The following is a 25,088-nucleotide window of genomic DNA, read 5'->3' as shown; positions in this document are numbered from 1 at the left end:
TGATCGGGACGGTCCGCTGGGCGAGCGCCGAACTCGCTGGGGGTGTTCGACCGGACGACAGGACTGTGACGAAAATTCACGACTGGTGCCTCGAGTACCGCGAAGCGACCCCGTGTGTTTAATAATCAGAACTGATAATTGGGATGTATGAGTACTGTACTGGCACGAAGTCTCACTGGAAAATCGATCGTTGGAACTGATGGAACGGTTTTCGGCACGCTCCACACCGTCTCTGCGAACGCCGACTCTGGCACGCTGCAGAATTTGGTCGTCGAACCACGAGAACAGGACCAGTCCACACCGATCAGTACCGGAACCGATGCGAACGGTCGACTGCTCGTTCCCGTTAGCCAGGTCAAAACGGTAAGCGATCAGATCGTCGTTCATCCGGAAGCCGTCTGAAAACGACTCGTTCTCGAGACGAATCGCCTGGCGACCGAATCGGAGTCGCACATACCCATCGAAATTCGCCTTTGCTACCGGACGACTGGTTGCCCCTCACGAACCTGAGAGACGTGACGGTCTCGTGAATCGCGTTTCGAGGCATCCGACCGCTTTGCTACCCACTTGATATCTTCTCTGCCCTGAGAGTGGACTCCCACTCTGGCTCTGCGGGATCGCTTCTGAGCCGTGGCTGCTTCCCTAAGACTCAATAGCTACCTGCAGTTCAATAGCCACCTATTGTTTTGAGGTGCCGCTACAGCGACTAAACGACCACATCTCACCTCAGAGGGACGAGATGATATAGTTACCTAAGGACGAATAGATAAAATAGGTAACTATCTTCGAACAGTTGAGATAGATAGGATAGGTAGAATAGGTGAACTATGTTCACTAGTTCCTTCCGGTAGCACAGAGGGATGGATCATGCGAGTACCGGAGACGACCGATGGAATAGACGGTCATCTATATTTGCGTAGACAAAACAATCGAAGTATCGAATCTTATACACCGGAGAAGAGATTAGTAATCGCTATAAGGAATTACCAGTCATTTCGCTGACAATCAGTATGTGGACGAACAACTCGCTATCGAAACCAAAAGTGGCGAACTCATTCTAATTCGATCGAAAATATACTAATACGTTTTCCTCTGTCGAACACGATCTGTCCTCCAAGCTCCCTCTCTGAAGTAGCACCACCGAAATGATAGCCCAAAATAGTATCACTAGTACTGAAGTAACATCTCGAAAGCGTCTATCGATAGGCGGTTGGCATGAGTACTGAGTGGCTTTTCGGCCGGACTGCGGTAGCGATTCGCCTGCCGTGACGATTCACAATCGCTCGCGCTTCGAACTGAGTCGTGGAAGCACCGACGTAATCGATTCACGCGCTTATTTACGAGGGTACAACTGTAATTGGACGGCGGGATGTGCTGAGCGCCGGTCGCTGTCATTAGCGAGATGCGTGCCGTCGGTTTGCGCTCTCGTCGATGAACGCCGACCCACAGTTGAGTTCCGTTCCACGATGTAGAACACCTAGGAATGCTGGTGGTTGAGTTCGATGACGTTCGCCGTCCCGAGGACGATCTCGGGAAGCTCCGTCTGGAACCGATCACCTTGCATTCGGTGTGTCGGCCCGGCGATACTGATAGAGCCGATCACCGAGCCAGAACCGTCGAGAATCGGCGCAGCGACGCTGCGTAATCCGTTCAGTCGCTCTTCGTCGTCGTACGCGATCTTCTCGTCACGGATCGTCTCGAGTTCCTGGGCGAGCACGTCCCGATCCGTGATCGTGTTGTGATTCACCGCGGGAAGCCCGTGGTGGTCGATGATCTCCTGGCGCCGCTGTTCCGGTAGAAACGCCAGGATCACCTTCCCGAGCGCTGTGCAGTGGATCGGAACCCGATCGCCGACGCAGGTATCGATACGAGCAGCCTCGGAGCCGCGGTTCCGGTAGATGAAGACGCCCCGGCCGTGTTCTTCCGCCATGAGGGCCGAAATTTCCCCGGTCTTTTCCACGACCTGGTCGACCTCAGGCCGGGCGACCTGATACAGGTCGTGTTGATTCCGTGCGCTCTCGCTGATCTGCAGAAACTTCAATCCGGTCCGATACTCGCCGTCCTCGTGGACCACGTACTCCGCACGCTCGAGGGTATTTAGGTGGTTGTGAACGGTGCTTTTGGGCAATCCGACGTGTCTGGCGAGTTCGGAGACGCCCGCTCCGTTCAGTTCGGTTAACGATTCCACGATATCGAACGCACGATCGACCGCCTGGATCCCGTTTTCACCCGTCATTGGCACGGATTGACGTACAGACTGAAACGATATAAGTGTTCAGCACCGTGGAACGATTCTCGAGGAGGGTCGAGGGCTGGTGCTGGTATGTACTATGGCAACAGACCTCGAAATTCCTGCGGAACCGGCTGTTTTTATCTGCTACTCTGCCTCTCTTTCCAGGTATTGTGAACAAATGTGCAACGATAGCCGTTTCCTGCGTCCCGTATCGTTGAACGTCTCGCGGGGACAACGAATATACTCGTTGGTGCTAATTGTTCACGTATGACCGACACTGAAATCGCGGATCCGTGGGCTGTTACCAGCCTCGAGATCTTCGAACGCCTCGAGGAGACGATCGCTGGTGAGGCGGATCACGCAGTTGCCACGGTCGTCGACGTCGACGGATCGGCGTACCGTCGTCCAGGGGCGAAGATGCTGCTCGGTGACGACGGATCGACGTTCGGCGGAATCACGGCTGGCTGTCTCGAGGGGCCGCTGCAAACGATCGCTCGCGACGTCATCGCAGACCAGTCACCCAGCGTGGTCACGTTCGATCTCACCGACGACGAGGATGGGTGGGGACTCGGCCTCGGCTGCGAAGGAATCGTCGACGTGCTTGTCGAACCCGCGGACGACGCGTGGCGTGACCCGGTCGACGCGTACGCCGAAGGCGACCCGGTCGCGCTCGTCACTGTCGTCGACGGGACCGAGTCGATCCCGCCCGGCTCGCGCGCGGTCGTGGACGGGGATGGGACGGCGACGGAGTCCGACAGCCGGCCTGCGATTCCCGACCAGATTCTCGAGCAGGTCCGCGACGATGCGCGCGAGCGAGCGGCCGACGGCCGGTGGACGCAGCGAACGGTTTCGATCGGGGAGGAGGAACTCACGCTGTTCGTCGACGGCATCGAACCGGCCGACCGCCTGCTGATCTTCGGCGGACAGCCCGACGTCCGGCCGGTGACGCGGCTCGCTCGAGACGTCGGCTTCGAGGTTACGGTTGCGACCGCTCGCGGGGGTCAGGCCGAGGAGTCGGCGTTTCCGCGCGCCGATCGCGTCGTCTCGACACACCCCACCGAACTCGGCGAACTGGTCGACGAGCGGACGTACGTCGTCGTCATGTCTCACAACTTCCTGGACGACGGACTCGCACTCGAGTCGCTGCTCGAGAGCGACGTCCCGTTCATCGGGCTCATGGGTCCTCGCGAGCGCTTCGAGCGGCTGCGCGACGATCTCGCGGACGAGGGAATCTCGCTGTCGGCGGCCGACCGCAAGCGGATCGCGTCGCCCGTCGGGCTCGACCTCGGCGGCGGCGAACCGATCGAAATCGCGCTGAGTATCGTTTCGGAAGCGCTCGCGGTGAGCAACGGGCGAGAAGGGGGTCGACTCCGCGATCGAAAGGGACCGATCCACGCTCGTCAGCCGACACAGTCCGACTGACGGAGCCGTTCTCTGTCCGCGACGGTATCCACGTCGAGATGGACGCCCGGATCGTCGACAGCGATGCGGTGGACGTCCGCGGTCTCGAATACCGCTCGGCCGCCGGTGTCACCCGACAGTTCCTGTAGGGTGTCGAACTGCGCCGCGTCGAAGAGGACGGGATTGCCGCGCTGGCCGTCGGACGTCGGCACGACGACGTCGTGACGACCGTCTCGGTAGGCTTCGACGAGGCGCTCGACCGTCGTTTCGTCGACGCAGGGCATGTCGCCCGGAAGGAAGATGGCGGCGTCGGCGTCGCGTTCGCTCGCGGCGCGTGCACCCAGCCGAACAGACTGGCTCTGTCCCCGTGCGTACTCGGGATTGTACGTCGTCTCGTCGACGTGCGCGGCGACGACTTTCTCGACGGCGTCGGCGTCGTGGCCGAGGACCGCGATCGTGTGATCCACGGAATCGACGTCCAGCGAGCGGGCGGCGTGGCTAACGATGGGGTCCCCGTCGACGGTCGCGAGCAGTTTGTTCCCGTCCTCGAACCGGGTTCCTCGACCGCCCGCGAGCACGATGCCGATCAGTTCACCCATCGGCTACGCCAGATCGACGCCCTCCGGGCCGCGGGGCAGGTAGTTCCGGCCGCCGGGTTCGGCGAGCAGTTCGCCGTCCTCGACGACGACCTCGCCGCCGACGATGGTGTGCGTCGGCAGCCCCTGGAGCGTTTCGCCGTGGAACGTCGAGTAGCGCGGTTCCATCGTGTGGTAGAAGTCGTCGTCGACGACGGCCGACTTCTCCAGGTCGACGATGACCATATCGGCGTCCGAGCCCTCGGCGATGGCGCCCTTGCGCGGATAGAGACCGAACCGCTTGGCGTTGTTCGTCGAACAGACCTCGACGAGGCGCTCCATGCTGATGCGGTTCTTGTTCACGCCCTCGTGCATCATCACCGGCAGGAAGTACTCGATACCGTTGTTGTCGCCGGGGATGGCGTCCCAGATGTCGCCGTGTTTCCCCTCGTCTTTCTCCTTGAACTCGATCTTGTGGGGGCAGTGGTCGGTGCCGACGGTATCGACGACGCCGGTTCGCAGCCCCTCCCAGAGCCGTTTCCGACTCTCTTCGCCCCGAAGCGGCGGGGAGATCTTCCCCCAGACGCCGAGGTCGTCTTGCTCGTACGTGTGGGAGAGAAACGCGGGAAGCGTCTCGGCGTGGAGGTTGACCCCTTGCTCCTGGAACCGTTCGCAGATATCGACGCCCTCACCGGTGCTCATATGGACGATGTACGCCCGCGAGTCGGTGTACTCGGTGAGCCGTCCGATCTGCTCGATCTGCATCGCCTCGGCGACGTTCGGCGAGGCTTCGCTCCAGGCCTCGAGGTCGTTGCGACCCTCGGCCCTGAGTTCCTCTCGGCGCTCGATCGCGAGATCCTCGTTCTCGGCGTGGAACATCACGACGCCGTCGGGAATCTCCGAGACGGTGTCGAGCACCCGGTACACCTGCCCGGCGTCGGAGTGGTCGATCCCGAGTTCGGGCGAGGCGTGTTTGTACCAGTTGAAGAAGATCTTGTACGATCGGATCCCCTCTTCGGCGAGTTCCTCGATCTCCTCGACGTGGTGGTCCTGGTGGACGATCGCGTGGTACGCGAAGTCGATATAGGAGTTCTCCTCGCCCGCTCGTCTGAAAACGTCCATGTCCGGCAGGTACGGCTCCTTTTGCAGGAGGAAGTTGACGACGGAGGTGACGCCGCCGTGGACGGCGCCGCGGGTCTCGGTCTCGAAATCGTGTTCGAGTCCCTCGTGGTAGTCGAACTCGTACCGGGAGAGTCCCCAGTGGACGTGCGGGTCGATAAACCCGGGGACGAGGTAGTTCCCCGCCGCGTCGATTTCGCGTTCGGCTGGCGGAAGGTTCGCTTCGCTGCCGACCCCGACGATAACGCCGTCGTTCGCTGCAACACCGCCGCTGATCGTTCCGTTCGGCGTGACCACTCGAGCGTCGGTCACACGAAGGTCTACGGTCGATTCGGCCATGTCCCTACATATCCGCCATCCTACTTGAGTGTACCCCGCCGAATCGATTGCGATCCCAGGATTGCCCTCCCAGCGTAGCTTCGCGGTTTCACGGCGTTCGTCGGGGCACAACGTTTATGGCCCGCTCGAGGGATGTAGTAACTATTCCCATGAGTGTTGATAACGCGGGTGGAACGGATGGGCCGGTCACCGAAGAGATCACCGTCACCGTCAACGGCGAGGACGTAACGGCCGAGGTCGAACCGCGGCTCAAACTGTCGGACTTCCTCCGGTACGAGTGCGGGCTTCGGGGCGTTCGCGTCGGCTGTGAACACGGCGTCTGTGGCGCCTGTACGGTACAGGAAGAGGGTCTCACGGTGAAGAGCTGTCTCTCGTACGCGGTCCAGGCCGACGGTGCGGAGATCGAGACCGTCGAAGGGCTCGCCGACGAAGACGGTTCCCTGCACCCGATTCAGGAGGCGTTCCACGAGACGCACGCGCTGCAGTGTGGGTTCTGTACGAGCGGGTTCGTCATGGCGACCAAGGAGCTTCTGGAAGCGAATCCGGACCCGTCCCGTGAAGAGATCGAAACCGGCCTCGCCGACAATATCTGTCGCTGTACCGGCTACCAGAACATCTACGAGGCCGTCGAACGCGCCGCGGCCAAGATGGAGGAGTAACCGTGTCCCAGTCACAGCCGACCGAGGTCGACACCGAGACGGACGCCGACTCGGAGCGCGAATCCTTCACTGGACAGGGGCTCCCTCGCGTCGAAGACCACCGCATTCTCACCGGGAGAGCGGAGTACATCCACGACATCACTCCCGAGAACTGCCTCCACATGGCGCTCGTTCGGAGCATGCACGCACACGCCGAGATCGTCGGGATCGACGCGAGCGAGGCCGAAGCCCACCCCGGTTGCGAACTCGTTCTCACCGGCGAGGACCTCAGGGGCGAGTACAACCCGATGCCAACCGGGATCGAGACGGTCACGACCGACGATGGTGAGGAGGCGCCCATCGAGGAGTGGTCGCTAGCTGCCGACACGGTGCGGTTCGTCGGCGAACCGGTCGCTGCCGTCGTCGCGACCAACCGATACGTCGCCGAGGACGCGGCCGACCTGGTCGACGTCGAGTACGAGAGCAGAGAGGCCGTCGCCGACGGAATGGCGGCCCGAGAAGACGAGGTGGTCGTCCACGAGTCGGTCGGAACGAACGTAGTCGACCACGAGCGACTCGAGTTCGGCGATCCGGCGGCCGCCTTCGACGAGGCCGATCACGTCGTCGAGGGTGAGTACTCGTGGGGACGGATCTCGGGCGTCCCGCTCGAGACGGCCGGCGTCGTCGCACAGTACGACGAGGAGGCCGATGCCTTCGACATCGACTGTAACATCCAGCTACACACGCTCGTCGACGAGACGATCTACGAGACGCTCGGCTACGACGCCGACGACGTGCGGGTGAACGTCCCGGCCGACGTCGGCGGCAGCTACGGAACGAAGATCGCGATCCACCGCTACTGCTGTCTGGCCGCGATGGCGAGCCAGCAACTCGAGCGCCCGGTCAAGTTCGAGGAGGACCGGGTCGAGAACCTGCAGGGCGGCGACATGCACTGTTCGGAACGCGACTACCGGATGCGGATGGCCGTCGACGACGACGGCACAATGTGCGGCCTCGACGTCTGGTTCGTCGACGACTTCGGCGCGTTCCCGCGCTACCCGGTTAACCAGGTTCTGAAGCCGCTGTCGGTGCTGACGAACTCCTACGTGATCGACGACGTCAGCTACGAGTACGACCTCGTCTTGACGAACAAGACCTCACAGACCGCCTACCGCGGGTTCGGCGTCGATCCCCACATCTACGCTCTCGAGATGATCGTCGACGATGCGGCCCGCGAGATCGGGATGGATCCCACCGAGTTCCGTCGACGAAATCTGATCCGGCCGGAACAGATGCCCTACACGCTGCCGTCGAAGAACCTCTACGACTCCGGCGACTACCCCGCGACCCTCGATCGGATCCAGGAGATCGTCGACGAGGAACGCGACGGCGGCCTCCTCGATCCAGAGATCGTCGAGGCCAAACGCGAGGAGGGAAAGTACCGCGGCGTCCAGCCCAGCGTCATCATCGAACCGGGCGTCAGCGGCTCGGACTGGACCGACAGACAGCGATCCGACCGCGAGGACCTCGAGGAGCGCCCCCGCGAGGAGGTCGACGAACTCCCCGAACACCTGCGCGCGACGGTCGGCGAGGACGGCACGATCACCGCATTCCTGGCGACTGACTCGTCGGGACAGGGTCACCAGACGCTCGTCTCCCAACTGCTCGCGGACGAACTCGAGGTGCTGCCGAGCGACATCGAGGTCGACTATCTCGACAGCGTCGACGCGCCGACCGAGTACGGGAGCGCGGCGTCCCGGATGGCGGTCATGCTCTCGGGTGCGACCGTCGGCGTCGCCGAGAAACTCGTCCGAAACCTCGAGGCGATCGCAGCCGACCACTGGGACGTGTCGGCCGACGAGGTCACCTACCACGACGGCGTCGTCGAACGGGTCAGCACCAGCGAGACCCTCTTGCTTGCCGACCTCGCTGCGATCGACGCGGACGGCGACGATCATCGGCGGTCGGTGAGCTACAACTACGACCACCCGGCGACCGAACTCGAGGAGTTCGACGAGGCGCTCGCCCAGAAGTTGCCGGTCTACCCGACCGCCGCGTTCGGGGCGAACGCGCCGATCGTCGAGGTCGACGTCGAGACCGGCGAGGTCGAGATCCTCACGTTCTACACCGTTCGGGACTGCGGCACGATGCTCAACCCGATGATCGTCGACGGCCAGGCCCACGGCGGGATCGCCCAGGGCGTCGGCGCCGCCCTGCTCGAGGAGTTCGGCTACGAGGAGAACGGCCAGCCCCAGGCGATCACGCTCTTCGACTACCTCCTCCCGTCGATCGAGAACGTGCCGAAGATCGAGATGGAACACACAGAGACGCCGTCGCCGTTCACCGAAACCGGCGCGAAGGGCGTCGGCGAGGGCGGCATGATCGACGCGCCCGCGAGCATCGCCACCTCGATCAACGACGCACTGGAGCCACTCGGCCTCGAGGCACCCGCAGATCGGATCCCCGTCGCGCCGGATCACCTCCGGAAGAAGATTCGCGATCGCGAACGGTAGGCTGCGCTCCGCTTTTGCAGGAACCGAAGAAAATCAGCGCCGTCAGTCGTCCGACTCGAGTGCGACGTCTTCGTCGGATCCGAGCGCCACGTCTTCGTCTGCGGGAGCCGCCTCGAGTTCGGATTCCGCCTCGACACCCTCGTCGGCTTTCTCCTGCATATCGGTGAAGAACTTGCCGACCAGGCGGTTCGTGACGCTCTTCAGCGCGCGACCGCCCAGGCTGGCGATCGTCCCGGAGACGTCGGCCGTCGCGGACCAGGAGACGGTCGTCCCGTCGTCGTTTTCCTCCAGGAGCATCTCGGCGGTGGTCTCGAACTCGTTTCGCGGGGCCTGCCCGACGGCCGTCATCTCCAGTCGCTCCGGATACTCCGTCCGGGTCACGACGACGTCGACGTCGAACTCGGGTTTGACGCTGCCGACGCCGACGGCCATGACGGCGTCGATTTCGTGGGGCGATTGCAACGTCATCTCCTTGCAGCCCGGGGCACACTCCGCGAGGACGTCGGTGTCCGTGAAGTAGTCCCACAGTTCCTCTCTCGACTGTTCCATCTCGTTTTCGCCGGTAAATTCTAACATTGATCAGTTGCAGGCGCGTTCGTACGACGTTTCGAGCGAGCGTCTGGCGTACTCGCCGGCCACTTCCTCCTTGTACTCTCGATCCGCGTGCATCTCCCCCTCCGGGTCGACCGCGTCGGTGACGGTCGTCGCAACCTCCTCGAGCGACTCCTCCGAGAGCGGTTCGCCCTCGAGGATCGACTCCGCGTCTTCGACCCGCAGCGGCACGTCGGACGCGTTCGCGAGCGCGACTCGCGCCTCCTCGACGACCGGTTCGTCGGCGGCCGGATCGTCGACGCGAACGACTGTCGCCGCGCTGACGGTCGGCCAGGTCTGTGCCGCCGGCTTGAGTTCGAGAAACGCCATCCCGGTCCGCTCCGGGGGGACGGGATCCGTGGGTACCGTGACGGACTCGACGAGTTCCTCCTCGCGAAGATCCGTGAACATGTACGCGATGAAGTAGTCGCTGACGGGCACCGTCCGCCGCTCCTCGAGCGAGCGCAGCGTCAGCGATCCCTCGAGCGCGAGCAGCGCCGTCGGATAGTTCCCCGCCGGGTCGGCCTCACCGATGCTGCCGCCGATCGTCCCCTGGTTGCGCACCGAGGGGCCGGCAATCTGTTCGGCGGCCTCGGGGAGCATCGGCAGCCGTTCGGCGAGGCGCTCTGACCGCTCGAGCGTCCGGTGAGTCGTCATCGCCCCGATCTGGAAACCGTCGTCGGTCTCCTCGATGCCGACGAGTTCGTCGACGCCGTTCAGGTCGACGAGGTGATCCGGCGTCGCGAGCCGGTTCGCCATCACGATCCCGAGCGACTGGTTCCCCGCGAGGAGTTCGGCGTCCTCGAGTTCGGCGAGCAGTTCGAGCACCTCTGTAACGGTCTCGGGCCGATGGTGGGTGAACGGTGCCGGCTTCATAGCTCCGTCCGCCGTGGACTCGAGCCGGCTTCCTCGTCCCTACCTGCTGGCCGCGGGCTGCTATCGGTACCACACTGGATAGTGTTACGAATAGTCATGGATCGGTCACACGGATATCATACCACTTCTCGAACCTGACTAATAAGTGTTGTTGGCGATTGACACGGGATGAGGTACCATGACCACACGTCGGCGGTCGGCTGTACCCAGCCGATGTCCGGACCGATTCGGCGACAGTGGCGTTGCCGTCGTCGAAAAGAGCGGGTGAGAGTGCGGTGTAGGCGTTACGACCCGGTGAGCGCCACCGAAACGGCCTGTTCACGTACTTTTAAGTGAGGGGCCGGGTATGTACTGGTCATGCTCGACGAGTATGAGCTGTACGACCTGACACAGCCGTGGTCACAGGATACGCCGGCCTGGCCAACCTACGACAACCCGAAGGTCTGGTACGAAAAGAGCCTGGATACGGAGAAGGTCAACGGGCAGAAGATCGAGTTCATGAACCACACCGGTACCCACCTGGACGGCGAAAAACACTTCGTCGCCAGCGGCCGGGACATCGAACAGGTGGGGCTGGACGAACTGGTCGGCGACGGCGTCGTCGCCGACATCTCCGACATGGTCGGTGACTACGACGTCTACACGAGCGAGATGATCGAAGAGGTCTGTGACGTTCGCGAGGGCGACATCCTCTTCATCCACACGGGCTACCAGGACTACGCCTGGCACACGGAGGAGGCCGATCCCCACCGCTACTTCTGTAAACACCCGGGTCCGAACGCGGAGTTCGCCGAGTGGTGCCAGGAGATGAACTTGAACTACCTGCTGCTCGACTGCGGCAGCGCCGACCACCCGATGAACACCATCATCCGCGACGTTCGCCCCGAACTCGCCGAGGAAGCCGCGGACCACCTCGAGGTCGGCGACCTGGACGAGATCTTCCCGCCGGAGGGGTATCAGCTCATGCACACTGAACTCTTCCCCGAGGGAATCATCCACGTCGAGAACGCGCAGGTTCCGGAGGAACTGCTGAACGAACGCGTCCAGATCGGGACCTTCCCGTGGCGGTTCCGCGGTGGCGAGTCGAGCGTCTGTCGCTGTGTCGCCTTCGAGTAACGCTACCAGTGCGAGTCGACCGGCAGTCGAACGGTCGAACGAGCGATCACCGGACCACGAGCACTGGAACCGGTGACCGCCGCGCCACTTTTTCCGCGATACTGCCCAGCAGCACGCGCGCAACGCCGTCCCGCCCGTGGCTTCCGATGACGATCAGGTCGAACCCGTCCTGCTCGGCCCGGGCGACGATCAGCCGATCGGGCCGGCCGCGGCCGCGTTCGGTCTCGACCTCGAGGTCGTGCTCGCGACTGCGCTCTCGCGCCGACTCGAGGATCTCCTCGGAGCGTTCGATCTCCGGCGCGTCGTCGGGGAGGTCGCCGGTCATCCCGGAGAACGTCCCGAGGTCGCCTTCGCCCACTTCGATCGCGTGAAACGCCGTGATACTCGCGTCCGGAAACGTCTCGAGCGCGTACTCGAGGGCGTCCATCGACTGCTCCGATCCGTCGACGGGAACCAGGATTCGTTCTGGCATACGCAGATGGACGGTGAGGAGTACGATAGTGTTTTCACGCGGCTTCAGGGTACGAGACTGCAATCGTAACCGGTCCCGTGACTCGTCGACTACAAGATCGGAAACGACGGGGAATACAACGCTGCGATCGCGCCTCAGCGGGGCTGGACCGGCAGTTCGACGTGCGTCGGATACGTCGCGTCGTGGTGGACCGTGTTCGTCGCCACCCGGTACTCGCGGTCGCCGTAGAGCGGGCCGCCGGTGTTGTGGTTCACGTCGTACCGCGGGTAGTTCGACGAGGAGAGGTCCAGCCGGATGCGGTGGCCCTCCCTGAAGACGTTCGCCGTCGGGTACGGCTCCATCTCGAACTCGTAGACTTCGCCGGGCTCGAGGGGGTCGGGCTCGTCGCGGTAGCCGCGGTAGCGACCGCGACAGATGGAGTCACAGCAGTTCACCGCGAAGCCGTTCGGGAACTCCTCGCTGGGCGGGTGCTCGTCGATCAGCTTCGCCGTGAAGTCGGTGTCCGGGCCGTCGGTCGAGCCGTAGACGCGCACTCGGATCGGGCCCGCGATCTCGAGGTCCTGCTCGAGCGGTGGCGTCCGGAAGACGAGCACGTCGTTGCGTTCCTCGAGCGGGCCGTATGGCGGTTCTGCGCCGAGCGTGTCGGGTCGGGTGCGCTGGTCGAAGCCGCCGCGTCCGGTGATGTCCTGGAGCTTTCGCTCGGAGAGCGGGTACTCGATGAGGTTCTCGTCGCGCTGCTCGTAGGTGATGTACGACGAGCAGTTGCCGCCGACGGTCGGCACGGGATCGCGCGGATCGAACTCGTAGCTCGTCGCGGCGTCCTCGACGGTCGGTTCGTCGGTCGACAGCGTGCCGTCGTCGTGGACGTAGTACGTCCGGAACTCGGTGTCGGGGAGCGGCCACGCCTCGTCCGAGCGCCACTCGCCGCCGTGGAAGAGCCGCCCGTTCCGCGTCCGGGAGCCGTCGCCGGTTCCCATCTGGAAGTACTGGACCGTCGGCTGGTCGGCCCAGGTCTCCTTCCCCTTGAGGTAGTGGTCGAAAAAGCGCAGCCGCGTCTCCTGGTAGTCCTGCAGGCAGTCCTCGCCGAACTCGAGTTCGCCGGAGTAGGACTTGTTCCAGGAGGGAAGCGGGTAGGAGTTCCAGCCGTGGGTCCACGGCCCCATCAGGAGGAAGTGGTCGCTGTCCTTGCGCTCGGAAAGCGCCTCGAAGTTGTCGCAGGTCGCCTTCGTGTAGGAGTCGTACCACGCGCCGGCGTAGACCGTCGGGACGTCCGCCGACTGGTCGTAGTAGGTCTCGAAGTTGACGCCGGGTTCCTGCCAGAGTTCGTCGCTCGCACTCCCCTGGGTCATGATGTCGAACGCCCACTCCTCGTAGTCGGGAATGTGCCGCAGCGGGGACTGGCCCGGCTGAACGGGGCCGTTCTCGAGGACGTCCCGAACGTCGACGTTCGCCAGGCGCTGCTGGACGTCGGGATCCTCGAGCGCGCGCTTCGCGAAGCCGCCGCCGAGGGTGAACGCCCAGCAGAGCCAGCGCAGTTCGAAGGCGCCGTTGTGGCGGAACGTCGCCTTCCGGCCGTCGGCCGCGCCCTGGTTGACGAACATGGCCTCGAGCGACGGTGGATCCTGCGTCGCGAGCGCGTTCTGGACCCACGCGCCGTAGGAGGTGCCGATGGTGCCGACCTGGCCGTCGCAGTAGTCGCGGTCGGCGAGCCACTCGACGGTGTCGTAGCCGTCTTCGGGTTCGTCGACGAAGATGTAATACTCGCCCTCGCTGTCGAAGCGGCCGCGACAGTCCTGGATCGCGACGACGTAGCCGCGCTCGGCGTACCACTCGCCGTGTCGCTCCATGCGACCGCGCTTTCCGTAGGGTGTGCGGTCGAGCAAGGCGGGCTTTGGATCGTCGATCGGTTCTCCGGTGTCGGGATCCGCCGGCCGGTAGACGTCGGTCGCGAGTCGGGTCCCGTCGCGGGTCTCGACCATCACGTTCAACTCGGCGTGGACTGCGTACTCCGGATCTGAAACCATCACTCGAACAGATACAGGCATCATGTAATAAGTTAACTCCCCGCTCTGTGGGTCGCGCGGCGACAGTTTCGGCGGTTCGACCCCGCTACCGACCTGACAGCAGCGGTACCTTTATAATGTTACCCTTGGTTTGTTGTCGCATACCTGTGCGAGCCTTCGACAGAGCTCCGTACAGTATACTCGGTGTGTAACCGGGAGATCACTATGACGGGTGAACACGACAACAGCGACCAGGCGCAGACGGACGGGGGTTCCGTCTCGCGGGAGGAGGCATCGTTCGTCGAGTACGGGATCGAAGACAAACCGCCGCTGGGTGAGTCGATCTTCCTCGGGGTACAGCACTACCTGACGATGATCGGGGCGACCGTCGCCATTCCGCTTATTCTCGCAGGTGCGATGGAGATGCCGGCCGCGGAGACGGCGCGACTTGTCGGGACGTTCTTCGTCGTCTCGGGGATCGCGACGCTGTTGCAGACGACGGTCGGCAACCGGTATCCGATCGTTCAGGGAGGGACGTTCGCGCTACTCGCACCCGCACTCGCCGTCATCGCCGCGCTCGGCGCACAGGGAGTGGGCTGGCAAGTAACGCTGCTCGAGTTGCAGGGTGCGATCATCGCGGCGGCCGTGGTACAGGTCGCCCTCGGCTACATCGGGGCTCTGGGCAAACTGAAGTACTACCTCTCGCCGGTCGTTATCGCTCCGGTGATCGTCCTGATCGGACTTTCGCTGATCGGTGTCGAAGACGTGACGAGGCCGGATCAGAACTGGTGGCTGTTGGGGCTAACCCTGTTTCTGATCGTGCTGTTTTCCCAGTACATCGATCAGTACAGCCGCTACGCGAAACTGTTCCCGGTGCTTCTGGGAATCGTCATCGCCTGGATCCTCGCTGCGATGCTCTCCGTAACCGGCATCTACGGTCCAGAAACGGTGGGGTACGTCGACACGGCAGCCGTCGCTGACGCCTCGCTCATTCAGGTCATCACGCCGCTGCAGTGGGGCATGCCGCAGTTCACGCTCGCATTTGCGGTCGGGATCTTCGCTGGTATCGTCGCCTCGATGATCGAGAGCATGGGCGACTACTACGCCGTCGCCCGGATCGCCGGGGTGGGCGCACCCAGCGAGAAGCGCATCAACCACGGCATCGGGATGGAAGGGATCGGAAACATCATCGCCGGCATCCTCGGGACCGGTAACGGTTCGACTTCGTACGGCGAGAACATCGGTGCTATCGGCATCACCGGCGTCGCCTCCCGGTACGTCGTGCAGATCGGTGCGATCGTGATGCTGATCGTCGGCTTTATCGGCTACTTCGGCGCGCTGATTACGACGATTCCGGCGCCGATCGTCGGTGCGCTGTACATCGCGATGTTCGGCCAGATCGCCGCTGTGGGGCTCTCGAACCTGAAATACGTCGACCTCGACGCCTCTCGGAACGTCTTCATCATCGGTATCGCCCTCTTCCTTGGCCTGGCGATTCCGGAGTACATGGCGAACGTCGGCGGCGCACAGGAGTTCCAGGAGATCGCGTCGGGCGCGGCGATAGTCGGTCCGATACTCGGGCAGCAACTCGTCGCCGACACGATCTTTGTTATCGGATCGACGACGATGGCCGTCGGCGGAATCGCCGCGTTCGTCCTCGATAATACGATCCGCGGGACGAAAGACGAGCGCGGGCTCACGCAGTGGGAACAACTCGCGGAGGACGACGAGGAGTTCGTCACGTTCTTCGAGCGGATGCGATCGAGCGACGAGCCGCCGGCGGTCGATCGGGCCGACTGAGCACCGTTCGCTCGAAGCGAATCCACCTTTGCTGTCAATCGGGGAAACTTTGATCACGAGTGAACGCCCAGTACCGGTAATGCCGAGCCGTGACGGCCTCGACCTCGACCGCGGTGAACGACTTCATTACCGCGGCGAGCTCCGCTCCGGTGACGAGATCGCGGTAACCGAGCAGCGCGTCCTCGTCCGCGACGCCGACGAGATTACGAGCGTTCCGTACACGAACGTCAGCGAGGTTAGCCACGAATCGTTCGACTGGTTTCTCGCGATCATGAGCCTCTCCCTGGCCGGGTTCGGGGTCTACTCGCTCCCGGCGAACGCGTTCGTCGGTGCGGGTCTCGCCGCATTCGGGCTCTGGAGTCTGTATCGCACCTACCGCCATCGCGACCAGGTTCGAATTCACACGCACAGCCAACCGAAACCGATCGAGGTCTTTCCGGAGGATGTCGAGGCGCTGTACGACGAACTCGAGCCAGCCATCGACGCGGTCAGGAACGAGCGGCAGACGACCGATCCGGAGTCGTGACTGTGGCTCCGTAGCAACCGTTTTCTCGGTACGGACGGAACCTGAGCTATGGTCGACCACGACGATTTGCTTTCGCTCGAGGACGCCGTCGATCGGATGCGCACCCACCGCGGTGCGATGCTCGAAACGCACCGCGAGACGACGATCGATATCGGCCGACTCGACGGTCGGATCATCGCCGAGGACGTCGTCGCCGAGCGCGATCGGCCGGCGGCCGATCACGCAACGATGGATGGGTACGCGTTTGCCGCTGGCGACTCCGGTCCGCTCACGGTCGTTGACGCGGACGTGTTTCCCGAGGCGACGCCGCCCGCGCTCGAGGCGGGCGAAGCAGTACGGATCGCTACGGGCGCGCCGCTGCCGGAGCGAGCCGACACCGTCGTCAAGCGCGAGGACGCGGTCGTCGACGGATCGCGCCTCGAGAAGCCGGACCTCGCCGCTGGAACGTACGTCTACGAACGCGGATCGAACGTCACGGTGGGCGATCGGTTGTACGTGCCCGGGGATCGACTTTCGGCGCCCGATGCGATCTTGCTCCGGGACCTCGGCTACGAGGAACTCGGGGTCTACGAACCGTTCTCGATCGGTGTCCTCGCGACCGGAACCGAGATTCACGAGGGAAAACACGCCGACCTCGACTCGCCGATGCTCTGCAACCTGTTCCGGAGGTGGGGTCACAACCCCATTTACGAGGGTTCGGTTCCCGACGACGGTACCCGAGTCGAGGATCGGATCGCCGAACTCGCCGAGCGCCACGACGTGATCGTCACCACGGGCGGCACCAGCGTCGGAACGAAAGATTACATCCTCGACGCGCTCTCGTCGCTCGGCGAGGTCGACTTCCACCGCGTTCGTATCAGACCCGGGAAACCGATCGCACTCGCGCAGCTCCCCGATCACGATGCGCTCGCCGTGGCCATTCCGGGGAAGCCGATCGGCGCCTTCGTCAGCGCCGCCTTCGTGGCTCGAGCGCTGTTCACCGGTGAGGCGGCGACGCCAACGCTCGAGCGAACGCTGACGCACGATATCGGGCTCGGCCCCGAGGGATTCACGTACGTCGTTCCCGTGGTGCTCGACGGATCGGACGCCGTTCCGCTCGGCCACGTCGATTCTCCGCTGGCGATCTACGGGGAGAGGTTCGATCCGAGCGTCCTCTCTTCGAGTACGCGGGCGGCTACCGCGGACGGATTCGTCACGACGACGACCGACCTGGTGGCGGGTGAGCGGGTTGCGGTCGTTCCGACGACGGCGCTGGATTGATCGAGATTCGAACGAGTTCGCTCGGTGAGGGGAACGCTTTTGGTGGAGACTCGATATTGTCATGGTATCACATGACCACCGGCGACCGCATTCTCGAGGACGTGAGAGTCATCGATCTGACGACGTTCGTCACCGGCGGCTTCTGCTCGCTGATGTTGGCTAATCAGGGGGCGGAGGTGATCAAAGTCGAGCGTCCGGACGCGGGCGACGACAACCGACACTCCGGACCGCCGTTTATCGACGGCGAATCTCCGTACTTCTGGACGGTCAACTACGGCAAGAAGAGCCTCGAACTCGACCTCAAGAGCGACGCCGGGCGGGAGGCGCTCTACGAACTCGTGAGCGAGGCCGACGTGTTCCTCCAGAACTACCGGCCGGGAACGGCAGAACGCCTCGACGTCGACGAGGAGACGATCCGCTCGTACAACGATAATATCGTCTACTGTGCGATTTCGGCGTTCGGACAGACCGGCCCCTGGCGTGAACGTCCCGGCTACGACCTGATGATCCAGGGCATGAGCGGCATCATGAGCGTCACCGGAGAGAGCGACGGCCAACCGGTGAAAGTCGGACTCCCGATGACGGATCTCATCACGGCGATGTGGGCCGCCTTCGGCATCTCGACCGCCCTCTACCGGCGAGAACGAGTCGGGGAGGGGGAGTACATCGATCTCGGGATGCTCGACGCGGTACTCCCGTGGCTCACCAAACAAGCCGGGAAAGTCTTCGCCGGCGAGTCCCCCTCACGCATGGGGACGAAAGATCCCGTTCTCGCCCCGTACCAGACGTTCGAAACCGCCGACGGCCACCTCAACGTCGCCTGTCTCAACCAGCGACTCTGGAAGCGGCTTTGCGAGGCGATCGACCGCCCGGAACTCGTCGACGACGACCGTTTTGCGACGAACGCGGACCGCGTCGAACAGATGGCCGAACTCGAGGACGAACTCGAGGCGACCTTTCGCGAACTGACGACCGACGAGTGGGTTACGCTGCTGGCCGAGGAAGCCGGCGTCCCAGCCGGCCCGGTTCTCGAGGTCGAAGACGCGCTCTACAACGAGCAGACGGACGCCCGCAACAGTACGACGACGCTCGAGGACCCCGATCGAGGGGAGATCCCGGTCGTCGAGCACCCGCTGAAGTACGGCCGCGCGCGCAGCGGGTTCGAGGCGCCACCGCCACGGCTGGGCGAACACAATCGGAGCGTCTTCCGCGAACTCGGCTACGACGACGCCGACCTCGACGACCTCGAAGCGCGGGGCGCGTTCGGCGGAGAGCGAGACGATGACCAATGACGGCTTCGGCAGTGGCGTCGGATAATCCGATATCGTGATACGGACATCAAAACCGACCCGTCCAGCAGTGCTGTATCGGTGACGCACGCTCGAGAACCGCGTTTCGCGTCCGGGCGATTTCTGCTGCGTTCTCCTGTACTGAAATGTACGCTATTCACGAGAAACCCGGTGTTCGTGATAGTGTTCGCCGTTCTCCTGAGATGATAAACTACTATCCGCGATATGGACTGCCGCCACCTGAAAGATTATGAAAACAGATCGGCTAATGCGGGGCGGTTCCCACCGGTACACTGACTTTCAGCCGTCTGCTACCACGAGTATGCCAGTCGAAGATGCAGACGGACTCCGTCGGATTCTCGGCCACGAACGTGTTGCAGTGGTCGGGGCATCGACGTCCCACGAGAAAGCAGCGCACATCGTCCCGGCGTATCTCCAGCGCCACGGGTACGAACTCCGCCCGGTCAATCCAACCGCGGACGAGATTTTCGGCGAACGCGCGTATGATTCACTGGCCGACGTTCCAGACCCAATCGACATCGTCGAAATCTTCCGGCCGAGTGAGGAGGTCCCGGGGATTGTAGAGCAAGCGCTGGCTCGTGATGATGTGCAGGCGATCTGGATGCAGACCGGGATTCGGAACGACGAGGCGGCACGGGAAGCGGAAACGGCCGGGTTAGATGTCGTTCAGGACCACTGTATGAAGAGTGAACACGGCCAACTGATTCGCAATCCGATGGACTGATTCAGTATCGGGGATGCGTCGTCCGAGGTTGTAGGCAGATGAAGGGTTTTGCTACCGTCGAAGATATCTCCTGTTTGAGACACTGTACTAGCTACCGAGAATTCGACTTCGCTAGTTAGCAGCGCAGTTGTTCGGACCGAGTTCGAGTGCTTCGGCGTCACCGCCTGGTTGCTCCTTGCCCCAGTTGATCTGCTTGATTTCGTTGTAGTTCGCGGGTTCGTCAGCGAGGCTCTCGACGATGGTTTCGACGAACGTGTCCTGGTCGTCGTCCTCGACGTAACTCAGGAGTTCGTTGGTCGTCTCCTCCTCGAGCGCGCCGAGTTCGGTGGCGAGCGGACGCATCGACTCGTCGCTGAAGTGGCCAGGAAGGACGACGGTTTCGTCCTCGAAATCCGTCAGGTAGCCGAGACTGTCGAATAGCTGGCTTGCAGCCGTCCGGATGGCGTCTTCTGCGCTATCCTCGAGGTCGGGACGACCGACGCTGCGAAGGAACAGCGTGTCTCCGGTGAGAAGTGCGTCGCCGAACTCGAACGAGACGCTGCCGGGGGTGTGACCCGGCGTATAGATCACGTCGAGGTCGCGCTCACCGACGGGGATCGTCTCGCCGTCCTCGAGTTCGGTGACTCCCTCGAGTTCGCCGGTGTCGTCCCCGTGGAGGGAGTACGGCACGTCGAGTTCGCCGGAGAGTTTGCGAGCGCCGGAGACGTGATCGGCGTGTGCGTGCGTGTCTGCGACGCCGACGATCTCGAGGTCGCGCTCGTCGGCTGCGGTCAGGTACTGGTCGATGTACTGACTTGGATCGACGACGACGGCCTCCTCACCGTCGTGAACGAGATACGAGACACATCCCGTCCCAGGCCGGACGATCTGGACGACGCCGTCGACACGCTCGATCTCGTACTGGCGGTGGACGCGTCCCCAGCCGTTCATTCCGTCGTCGACCGATTTCGCATCGAACCCGTGCTCGCGGAGGAACTCTGCAGCACGTGCCGACGTGACGCCGGCGACACAGACGACTGCGATCTCCGTTTCCTCCGGTAGTTCGTCGAGGCGCGTCTCGAGCGTGGAGTAATCGAACTCCAGTAGTTCGTCGTAGATGGGGACGTTCGTACTCTCCTCGATCTGCCACTCGTTGTATTCGTCTTCGTTTCTGACGTCCAGGACGAAGAGATCGTCCGCACCGTCTTCGTGGATACGCCGGGCGACATCCGACGGCTCGAGCGTAGTATTGCTCATTATGTCCAATACAATAGACTACTCGCCCTTAAGTTCATTGTTCAGACGAACGACTGCTTCGAGGCTCTCTCGATCGAGGTACTACGAACGGACAACAGTGAAGCCGATCGCGGGCTGAGACATATATGGGCGTGTAACCGGAAAACAGTATCAAATGTATTAGATAGACAATAGTTTGGGGGAGAAACACGACTAACACTCGAGGTCAGTTCCGCGAAGACTCGGATCGTTCTCCTCCAGGAACCGATGTACCGCTCTCGCTCGCTGTGAACGATGGGGTTTAGTGCAATTCGAGGGGGTGTTGTCGGCCCTTGGGTCGATGTGGACATCCTCGATACGCGAACACGCGCTTCGTTCCGACCGATGGGTTCGGACGATACCGCGAGTCAGTCACTCGCTATTTTCTTCGGTGTCGTCCTCGATCATCCAGCGAGCTGTCTCGGCGAGTCGCTCCGACAGCCTGCGAGCCTCTTCGGGCGTCATCGTCGCGTCGACGTGGGCCGTCCCGTGGTCACCCGCCATCGCATCGACGCTCAGCACCACGCGCTTTCCCTCTGGGCGGACCGAGACGTCCGCCCGGTCGGGATAGTCCCGCGGTGGGCCGAGCTCGAGACCGCTCTCGCCACGCGTGACGCCGAACTGGACCTCCTCCGGATGCTCGAGGTCGAACGTGTCCGTCAGATTCGCTTCTGTCGGGTCGGGTTCCTCAGAGGGGTTGGGGTCTGGGGACATACCCAGAGGTTGAAGCGCCGATGACTTGGCTGTACTGCCCAGCCTGCTCGCCGGCAGTGTGGCTCCGAAGAGACGCTCACGGTTGGTCTGTAGAAAGCGGGAGCGTAGGGTATGGAAGGCGAATCACGGTACCGACTCGAGTTCGGGGAACGTACGGTAGATGACTGAATTTTTGTCTCCCATCCCAGTCTTTTCGAATCGCGTGTGCGATTCTTCCGTGCACAGTGACAGTCACGGTGGGCCTGCGTCTCGAGCGGTTCCTCGCAGGTGACGCGTTCGCCACGTTCGGCCGCGGCAACACGTACTGTCTACGAGCGGCGTTCGGCGTCGGGGTATGGACCGCATTGTACGCGTCAGTGGCCTGGCCTGCCAAGGATGCACCGTGGCCAATAACCGTTTCGGCGTCGGACTCGTCGGCGATTTCGACGGACGAGTCGGCCGACCCGGTCACCAATATCGACGTTTCGCAGTATTTAGGCCTTTGAGGGCTGGTAAGGCACGGTTGGGGACAAAACCACTGATTCCGACGCACGCCGTTCGAACGGTTCCGTCAGGAACGGTCTCCTGTCAGTCGTCGACGAGCGAAAACCTCAAAATAGAATTCGAGTTCCACGGTATGGTGAGTATTCATGAGGTATTGAATCTCTTGGATCAGTACGGATTCTGCTCACCACACGACGATTCTTCGGAATCTGACAGCGGTAGAATCCACAGAATCGGAGACGACACTGAACGGCGTCACAGGGATGGTAATACCGTGTTGGTTACCGAAATAGTCTCTTTTGTATTCAGCATCCAATTACTATAGTGGACAATCAGGTCAAATCACCATATACTATCTCCGTCGGTATTCGGCTCGGTCGATGAGGTATGCTAGCGGGTATGTCAATGTATCATTAGCTCCGCAACCACATCTCCAATCTCTATATCGCTAGTACAACGGTGAGAAGCGCTTTTACTCACAAAATCCCCTAGTAGCCATGGACCGAATCAATCGACGCAGTGTGTTAGCAGGTATCGGTGGTGTGGGGGCGGTATCCCTCGCGGGTCGTCTCGGAGCCGTTCGTAACGTCCAGGAGCGCGAGATCATGCTGGGGATCCTGCAGCCGGAATCCGGTGATCTGGGAGAACTGGGAGGACCGATCGCGGACGGGGCCCAACTCCCCGCGATCCAGCTCGCAGACGAGGGAAGCGAATTCGAAGTTGCAATCCAGCGCGAGGACACCCAGACGCTCTCCGAGGCGGGGATCAGCGCCGCACAGTCGCTCGTCGACGCCGGGTTCCCGATGTTCACTGGCGCAGCAGCGTCCGACGTAACGATCCCCGTCGCCCAGGAGGTCGCAGTTCCGAACCAGACCGTCATGTGCTCGCCCGCGAGTACGAGTCCGGACATTACGGACCTCGACGACGACGGATTCGTCTTCCGAACCGCGCCGAGCGACGCGTTACAGGGGTCGGTCATCGCCGAACTCGCGTTCGAGGACCGCGACTGGGACACCGGAGCTGCGCTCTCCCTGAACGACGCCTACGGACAGGCGCTCGAGGCCGTGTTCGCGGACTCTTTTGAGGAACTCGGCGGCACAGTCACGGCCCGCGAAGCGTTCGAGCCGGAGCAACCGTCGTACACCTCCGTCCTCCAGAGCGCGCTCGCGGACGAGCCGGACTTCTTGCTCGTGATCGCGTTCCCCGTCAGTGGCATCCAGATCTTCCGGGACTTCTACGCGGAGTTTGACCCGGACCTTCCCGTCATCGTCACCGACGGCCTGATCGAGCCCGACCTTCCGGAGGACGTCGACAACCCGATGGACAACGTGCTGGGGACCGCTCCGGCCGCCGACGGTCCGGATGTCGACGCGTTCGAGGGGCTGTACGAGGGTGAGTTTGGGAGAAGTCCAGGGGTATTCAATGCTCACGGCTACGACGCGAGCGCCGTCATGATCCTGGCAAACGCCCGTGCCGGCGATAACGATGGCGTTGCCGTTCGAGACGAGATGGCGGCCGTCGCGAACCCGAACGGCGAGACGGTCGGCCCGTCGAACTTCCCCGAAGCAGTCGAACTCGCCGCCGCCGGAGAGGAAATCAGCTACCAGGGCGCCTCGAGTGTCGTCGAGTTCGACGACAACGGCGACATGCAAGCGGTCACGTTCGACATCTTCGAGTTCGGAGACTTCGAGTTCGAAGTGGTTGATCAGATCGACTTCGAGGAATAGTGCGACCAGCCACCCGTTTTTCGAGCGGACTACCCGCCCAGATTGTCCTGTCGGACCTGTTCGTCGTCGAGCAGTGCGTTGGCATTATTCTCGTGGCGGCTTTCCCCTCCTTTACTATAACTCACTCTCCAGCGGGTGGCACACGTGATCGTTACTATCCCCTTCGGGGAATCCTCGCTCTTTCGGGCGAGGAGGATGTCAAGATATTTCGTATTCCGAGCTATCGTACTCTGCAACTTCCATCGATCCGCAGGAGGAACAGGTCCATTCGACAGACTCGAGTACCGTTCCACAGTTCCGACACTCGTAGATCACGTCGTCGCTGTTAGATAACCACCGCCGAACTGTGGTGGCAAAGGACATATGTACTGTAGCTCTCTAACGCTGTTAAAAGTCTTTGCTTTCAACTGCCGGCATAGTCTGATAAATGCTATAGCTTGCTATACACTATGAATGTTCTACCAGATAACTCGATCCCCGTTATACTGGAAGGAAAGATCTTCTTCAAAATGAACCTGGTACGCCGAAGATGGCCAGGAATCTGCTACGTGGTCGATCGGGCCCTGAGGCCCGACCGAGACGGATCAAACGACGTCGACTATGAGCGAATAGCGTCGGTCACCGCTGCCGACGGAGTGTCAGCATGGCGGCCGCGAGCAGGGCGAAGAGTGCGACACCGACGCCGAAGCCAGGCATGTCGTCTTCATCGTCGACTTCGTCGTCAGCATCCTCCTCATCGATTGCCTCCTCGTCAGCATCTTGTTCATCAGCAGCCTCTTCGTCGGTAACTTCCTCGTCATCAGCATCTTCCGCGTCGTCAACGGCCCCATCATCAGCAGCTTCGTCATCAGCGTCTTCCGCATCGTCAGCAACTTCCTCGTCGTCAGCGTCTTCCGCGTCGTCAGCGGCCTCATCGTCAGCAGCCCCGTCGTCAGCGTCTTCCGCGTCGTCAGCGGCCTCATCGTCAGCAGCCCCTTCGTAAGCGTCTTCGTCGCCAGCGTCCCCATCACCAGCACCTTCGTCGTCAGTACCTTCGTCGTCAGCATCGTCAGCATCGTCGGCATCGTCGCCAACGGTGAGGACACCGGAGCGTTCCTCGTCGCCAACGGTGAGCGTCCAGTCGTGTTCACCTTCCTCGAAGACGTATCCTTCGGCAGTGAAGGTGACGGACTCCGTGTCGTCAGGACTGACAGTGACCTCCTCGTTTACCTCCTGACCGTGGATTTCGAAGACGATGTCAGTCGTGACCTCCTCATCGCCAGAGTTGGTCACGGTCGCGACGAACTCGGCCGATTCACTGGTGTCAATCGAATCAGTCTCGTCGACCGTCAGTTCAAGCCCGTCGCCAGTCGCAGCGTTTGTGGCTGCCGCCCCTGCAGCCGCTGCCGACAGAGCTACCACCGACACAATCAAG

The 25,088-nt window shown here is 62.3% G+C and carries 22 protein-coding genes; 12 read left to right on the top strand and 10 right to left on the bottom strand.

Going from position 1 to position 25,088, the window contains the following annotated elements; all coding sequences use genetic code 11:
- Positions 1-147 precede the first annotated feature (147 nt).
- Positions 148-402, top strand: coding sequence for a PRC-barrel domain-containing protein (locus CV102_RS19645; RefSeq protein ID WP_148859731.1), 255 nt, complete (start codon positions 148-150; stop codon positions 400-402).
- 1,075 nt (positions 403-1,477) lie between these two features.
- On the opposite strand, the gene CV102_RS19640 is transcribed toward CV102_RS19645, so the two are convergent.
- On the bottom strand, positions 1,478-2,236 hold the full coding sequence (locus CV102_RS19640) for an IclR family transcriptional regulator (RefSeq protein ID WP_148859730.1): 759 nt from the start codon (positions 2,234-2,236) through the stop codon (positions 1,478-1,480).
- Between the two features lie 264 nt (positions 2,237-2,500).
- Here CV102_RS19640 and CV102_RS19635 point away from each other — a divergent pair, with 264 nt between their 5' ends.
- Positions 2,501-3,655: an XdhC family protein gene (locus CV102_RS19635; RefSeq protein WP_148859729.1), complete on the top strand. Its 1,155-nt coding sequence runs from the start codon at positions 2,501-2,503 to the stop codon at positions 3,653-3,655.
- Here CV102_RS19635 and CV102_RS19630 read toward each other — a convergent pair.
- Both CV102_RS19630 and CV102_RS19625 read right to left on the bottom strand, forming a co-directional pair.
- Positions 3,634-4,233: a nucleotidyltransferase family protein gene (locus CV102_RS19630; RefSeq protein ID WP_148859728.1), complete on the bottom strand. Its 600-nt coding sequence runs from the start codon at positions 4,231-4,233 to the stop codon at positions 3,634-3,636. The two genes, CV102_RS19635 and CV102_RS19630, sit on opposite strands and share 22 nt — an antisense overlap.
- 3 nt (positions 4,234-4,236) lie before the next feature.
- Positions 4,237-5,667, bottom strand: a complete 1,431-nt coding sequence (locus CV102_RS19625) for a dihydroorotase (protein WP_148859727.1) — start codon at positions 5,665-5,667, stop codon at positions 4,237-4,239.
- A 149-nt stretch (positions 5,668-5,816) separates the two neighbouring features.
- Here CV102_RS19625 and CV102_RS19620 point away from each other — a divergent pair, with 149 nt between their 5' ends.
- On the top strand, positions 5,817-6,326 hold the full coding sequence (locus CV102_RS19620) for a (2Fe-2S)-binding protein (RefSeq protein WP_148859726.1): 510 nt from the start codon (positions 5,817-5,819) through the stop codon (positions 6,324-6,326).
- A 2-nt stretch (positions 6,327-6,328) separates the two neighbouring features.
- Positions 6,329-8,818 carry a xanthine dehydrogenase family protein molybdopterin-binding subunit gene (locus CV102_RS19615; protein ID WP_148859725.1) on the top strand — a complete coding sequence of 830 codons (2,490 nt, stop codon included), beginning with the start codon at positions 6,329-6,331 and terminating at the stop codon, positions 8,816-8,818.
- 42 nt (positions 8,819-8,860) lie between these two features.
- Here the strand turns inward: CV102_RS19615 and CV102_RS19610 are convergent, their stop codons facing one another.
- Both CV102_RS19610 and CV102_RS19605 read right to left on the bottom strand, forming a co-directional pair.
- Positions 8,861-9,394, bottom strand: coding sequence for a CoxG family protein (locus CV102_RS19610; protein ID WP_342765781.1), 534 nt, complete (start codon positions 9,392-9,394; stop codon positions 8,861-8,863).
- 3 nt (positions 9,395-9,397) lie between these two features.
- The gene (locus tag CV102_RS19605; protein ID WP_148859723.1) at positions 9,398-10,285 is read right to left on the bottom strand and encodes an FAD binding domain-containing protein; all 888 of its coding nucleotides are present in this window, start codon (positions 10,283-10,285) and stop codon (positions 9,398-9,400) included.
- Positions 10,286-10,642: 357 nt separating this feature from the next.
- On the opposite strand from CV102_RS19605, the gene CV102_RS19600 reads away from it, so the two are divergent.
- Positions 10,643-11,401, top strand: a complete 759-nt coding sequence (locus CV102_RS19600) for a cyclase family protein (protein ID WP_148859722.1) — start codon at positions 10,643-10,645, stop codon at positions 11,399-11,401.
- A 46-nt stretch (positions 11,402-11,447) separates the two neighbouring features.
- On the opposite strand, the gene CV102_RS19595 is transcribed toward CV102_RS19600, so the two are convergent.
- Together CV102_RS19595 and CV102_RS19590 are read right to left on the bottom strand one after the other, a co-directional pair.
- A complete protein-coding gene (locus CV102_RS19595) occupies positions 11,448-11,873 on the bottom strand; it encodes a universal stress protein (protein ID WP_148859721.1) in 426 nt (141 codons plus the stop codon).
- Between the two features lie 134 nt (positions 11,874-12,007).
- Entirely contained in the window at positions 12,008-13,897 is a 1,890-nt protein-coding gene (locus CV102_RS19590; RefSeq protein ID WP_148859720.1) for a CocE/NonD family hydrolase, read from the bottom strand.
- Positions 13,898-14,101: 204 nt separating this feature from the next.
- Here CV102_RS19590 and CV102_RS19585 point away from each other — a divergent pair, with 204 nt between their 5' ends.
- The 5 genes from CV102_RS19585 to CV102_RS19565 all read left to right on the top strand — a co-directional run bounded on the left by CV102_RS19585 (position 14,102) and on the right by CV102_RS19565 (position 19,496).
- On the top strand, positions 14,102-15,676 hold the full coding sequence (locus CV102_RS19585; RefSeq protein WP_148859719.1) for a uracil-xanthine permease family protein: 1,575 nt from the start codon (positions 14,102-14,104) through the stop codon (positions 15,674-15,676).
- Positions 15,677-15,755: 79 nt separating this feature from the next.
- Complete coding sequence (locus CV102_RS19580; protein WP_148859718.1) at positions 15,756-16,202, top strand: hypothetical protein; 447 nt, start codon at positions 15,756-15,758, stop codon at positions 16,200-16,202.
- Positions 16,203-16,250: 48 nt separating this feature from the next.
- Positions 16,251-17,462, top strand: a complete 1,212-nt coding sequence (locus CV102_RS19575) for a molybdopterin molybdotransferase MoeA (protein ID WP_148859717.1) — start codon at positions 16,251-16,253, stop codon at positions 17,460-17,462.
- Positions 17,463-17,533: 71 nt separating this feature from the next.
- On the top strand, positions 17,534-18,754 hold the full coding sequence (locus tag CV102_RS19570; protein ID WP_148859716.1) for a CaiB/BaiF CoA transferase family protein: 1,221 nt from the start codon (positions 17,534-17,536) through the stop codon (positions 18,752-18,754).
- A gap of 319 nt (positions 18,755-19,073) precedes the next feature.
- Positions 19,074-19,496 (top strand): CoA-binding protein, encoded by a 423-nt coding sequence (locus tag CV102_RS19565; protein WP_148859715.1) that lies wholly within the window; start codon positions 19,074-19,076, stop codon positions 19,494-19,496.
- 111 nt (positions 19,497-19,607) lie between these two features.
- Here the strand turns inward: CV102_RS19565 and CV102_RS19560 are convergent, their stop codons facing one another.
- Both CV102_RS19560 and CV102_RS19555 read right to left on the bottom strand, forming a co-directional pair.
- Positions 19,608-20,732 carry an MBL fold metallo-hydrolase gene (locus CV102_RS19560; protein ID WP_148859714.1) on the bottom strand — a complete coding sequence of 375 codons (1,125 nt, stop codon included), beginning with the start codon at positions 20,730-20,732 and terminating at the stop codon, positions 19,608-19,610.
- 390 nt (positions 20,733-21,122) lie between these two features.
- Entirely contained in the window at positions 21,123-21,464 is a 342-nt protein-coding gene (locus tag CV102_RS19555; protein WP_148859713.1) for a hypothetical protein, read from the bottom strand.
- A 224-nt stretch (positions 21,465-21,688) separates the two neighbouring features.
- Between CV102_RS19555 and CV102_RS19550 the strand changes: the two genes are divergently transcribed.
- Positions 21,689-21,949 (top strand): hypothetical protein, encoded by a 261-nt coding sequence (locus CV102_RS19550; protein ID WP_148859712.1) that lies wholly within the window; start codon positions 21,689-21,691, stop codon positions 21,947-21,949.
- 495 nt (positions 21,950-22,444) lie between these two features.
- Positions 22,445-23,674, top strand: coding sequence for an ABC transporter substrate-binding protein (locus tag CV102_RS19545; RefSeq protein WP_148859711.1), 1,230 nt, complete (start codon positions 22,445-22,447; stop codon positions 23,672-23,674).
- A 618-nt stretch (positions 23,675-24,292) separates the two neighbouring features.
- Here CV102_RS19545 and CV102_RS19540 read toward each other — a convergent pair.
- Entirely contained in the window at positions 24,293-24,946 is a 654-nt protein-coding gene (locus CV102_RS19540; RefSeq protein ID WP_187433042.1) for a PGF-CTERM sorting domain-containing protein, read from the bottom strand.
- Between the last annotated feature and the right edge of the window lie 142 nt (positions 24,947-25,088).

This window comes from Natronococcus pandeyae (assembly GCF_008122205.1).
Lineage (GTDB): Archaea > Halobacteriota > Halobacteria > Halobacteriales > Natrialbaceae > Natronococcus > Natronococcus pandeyae.
This window is presented reverse-complemented; position numbering and strand designations above follow the sequence as displayed.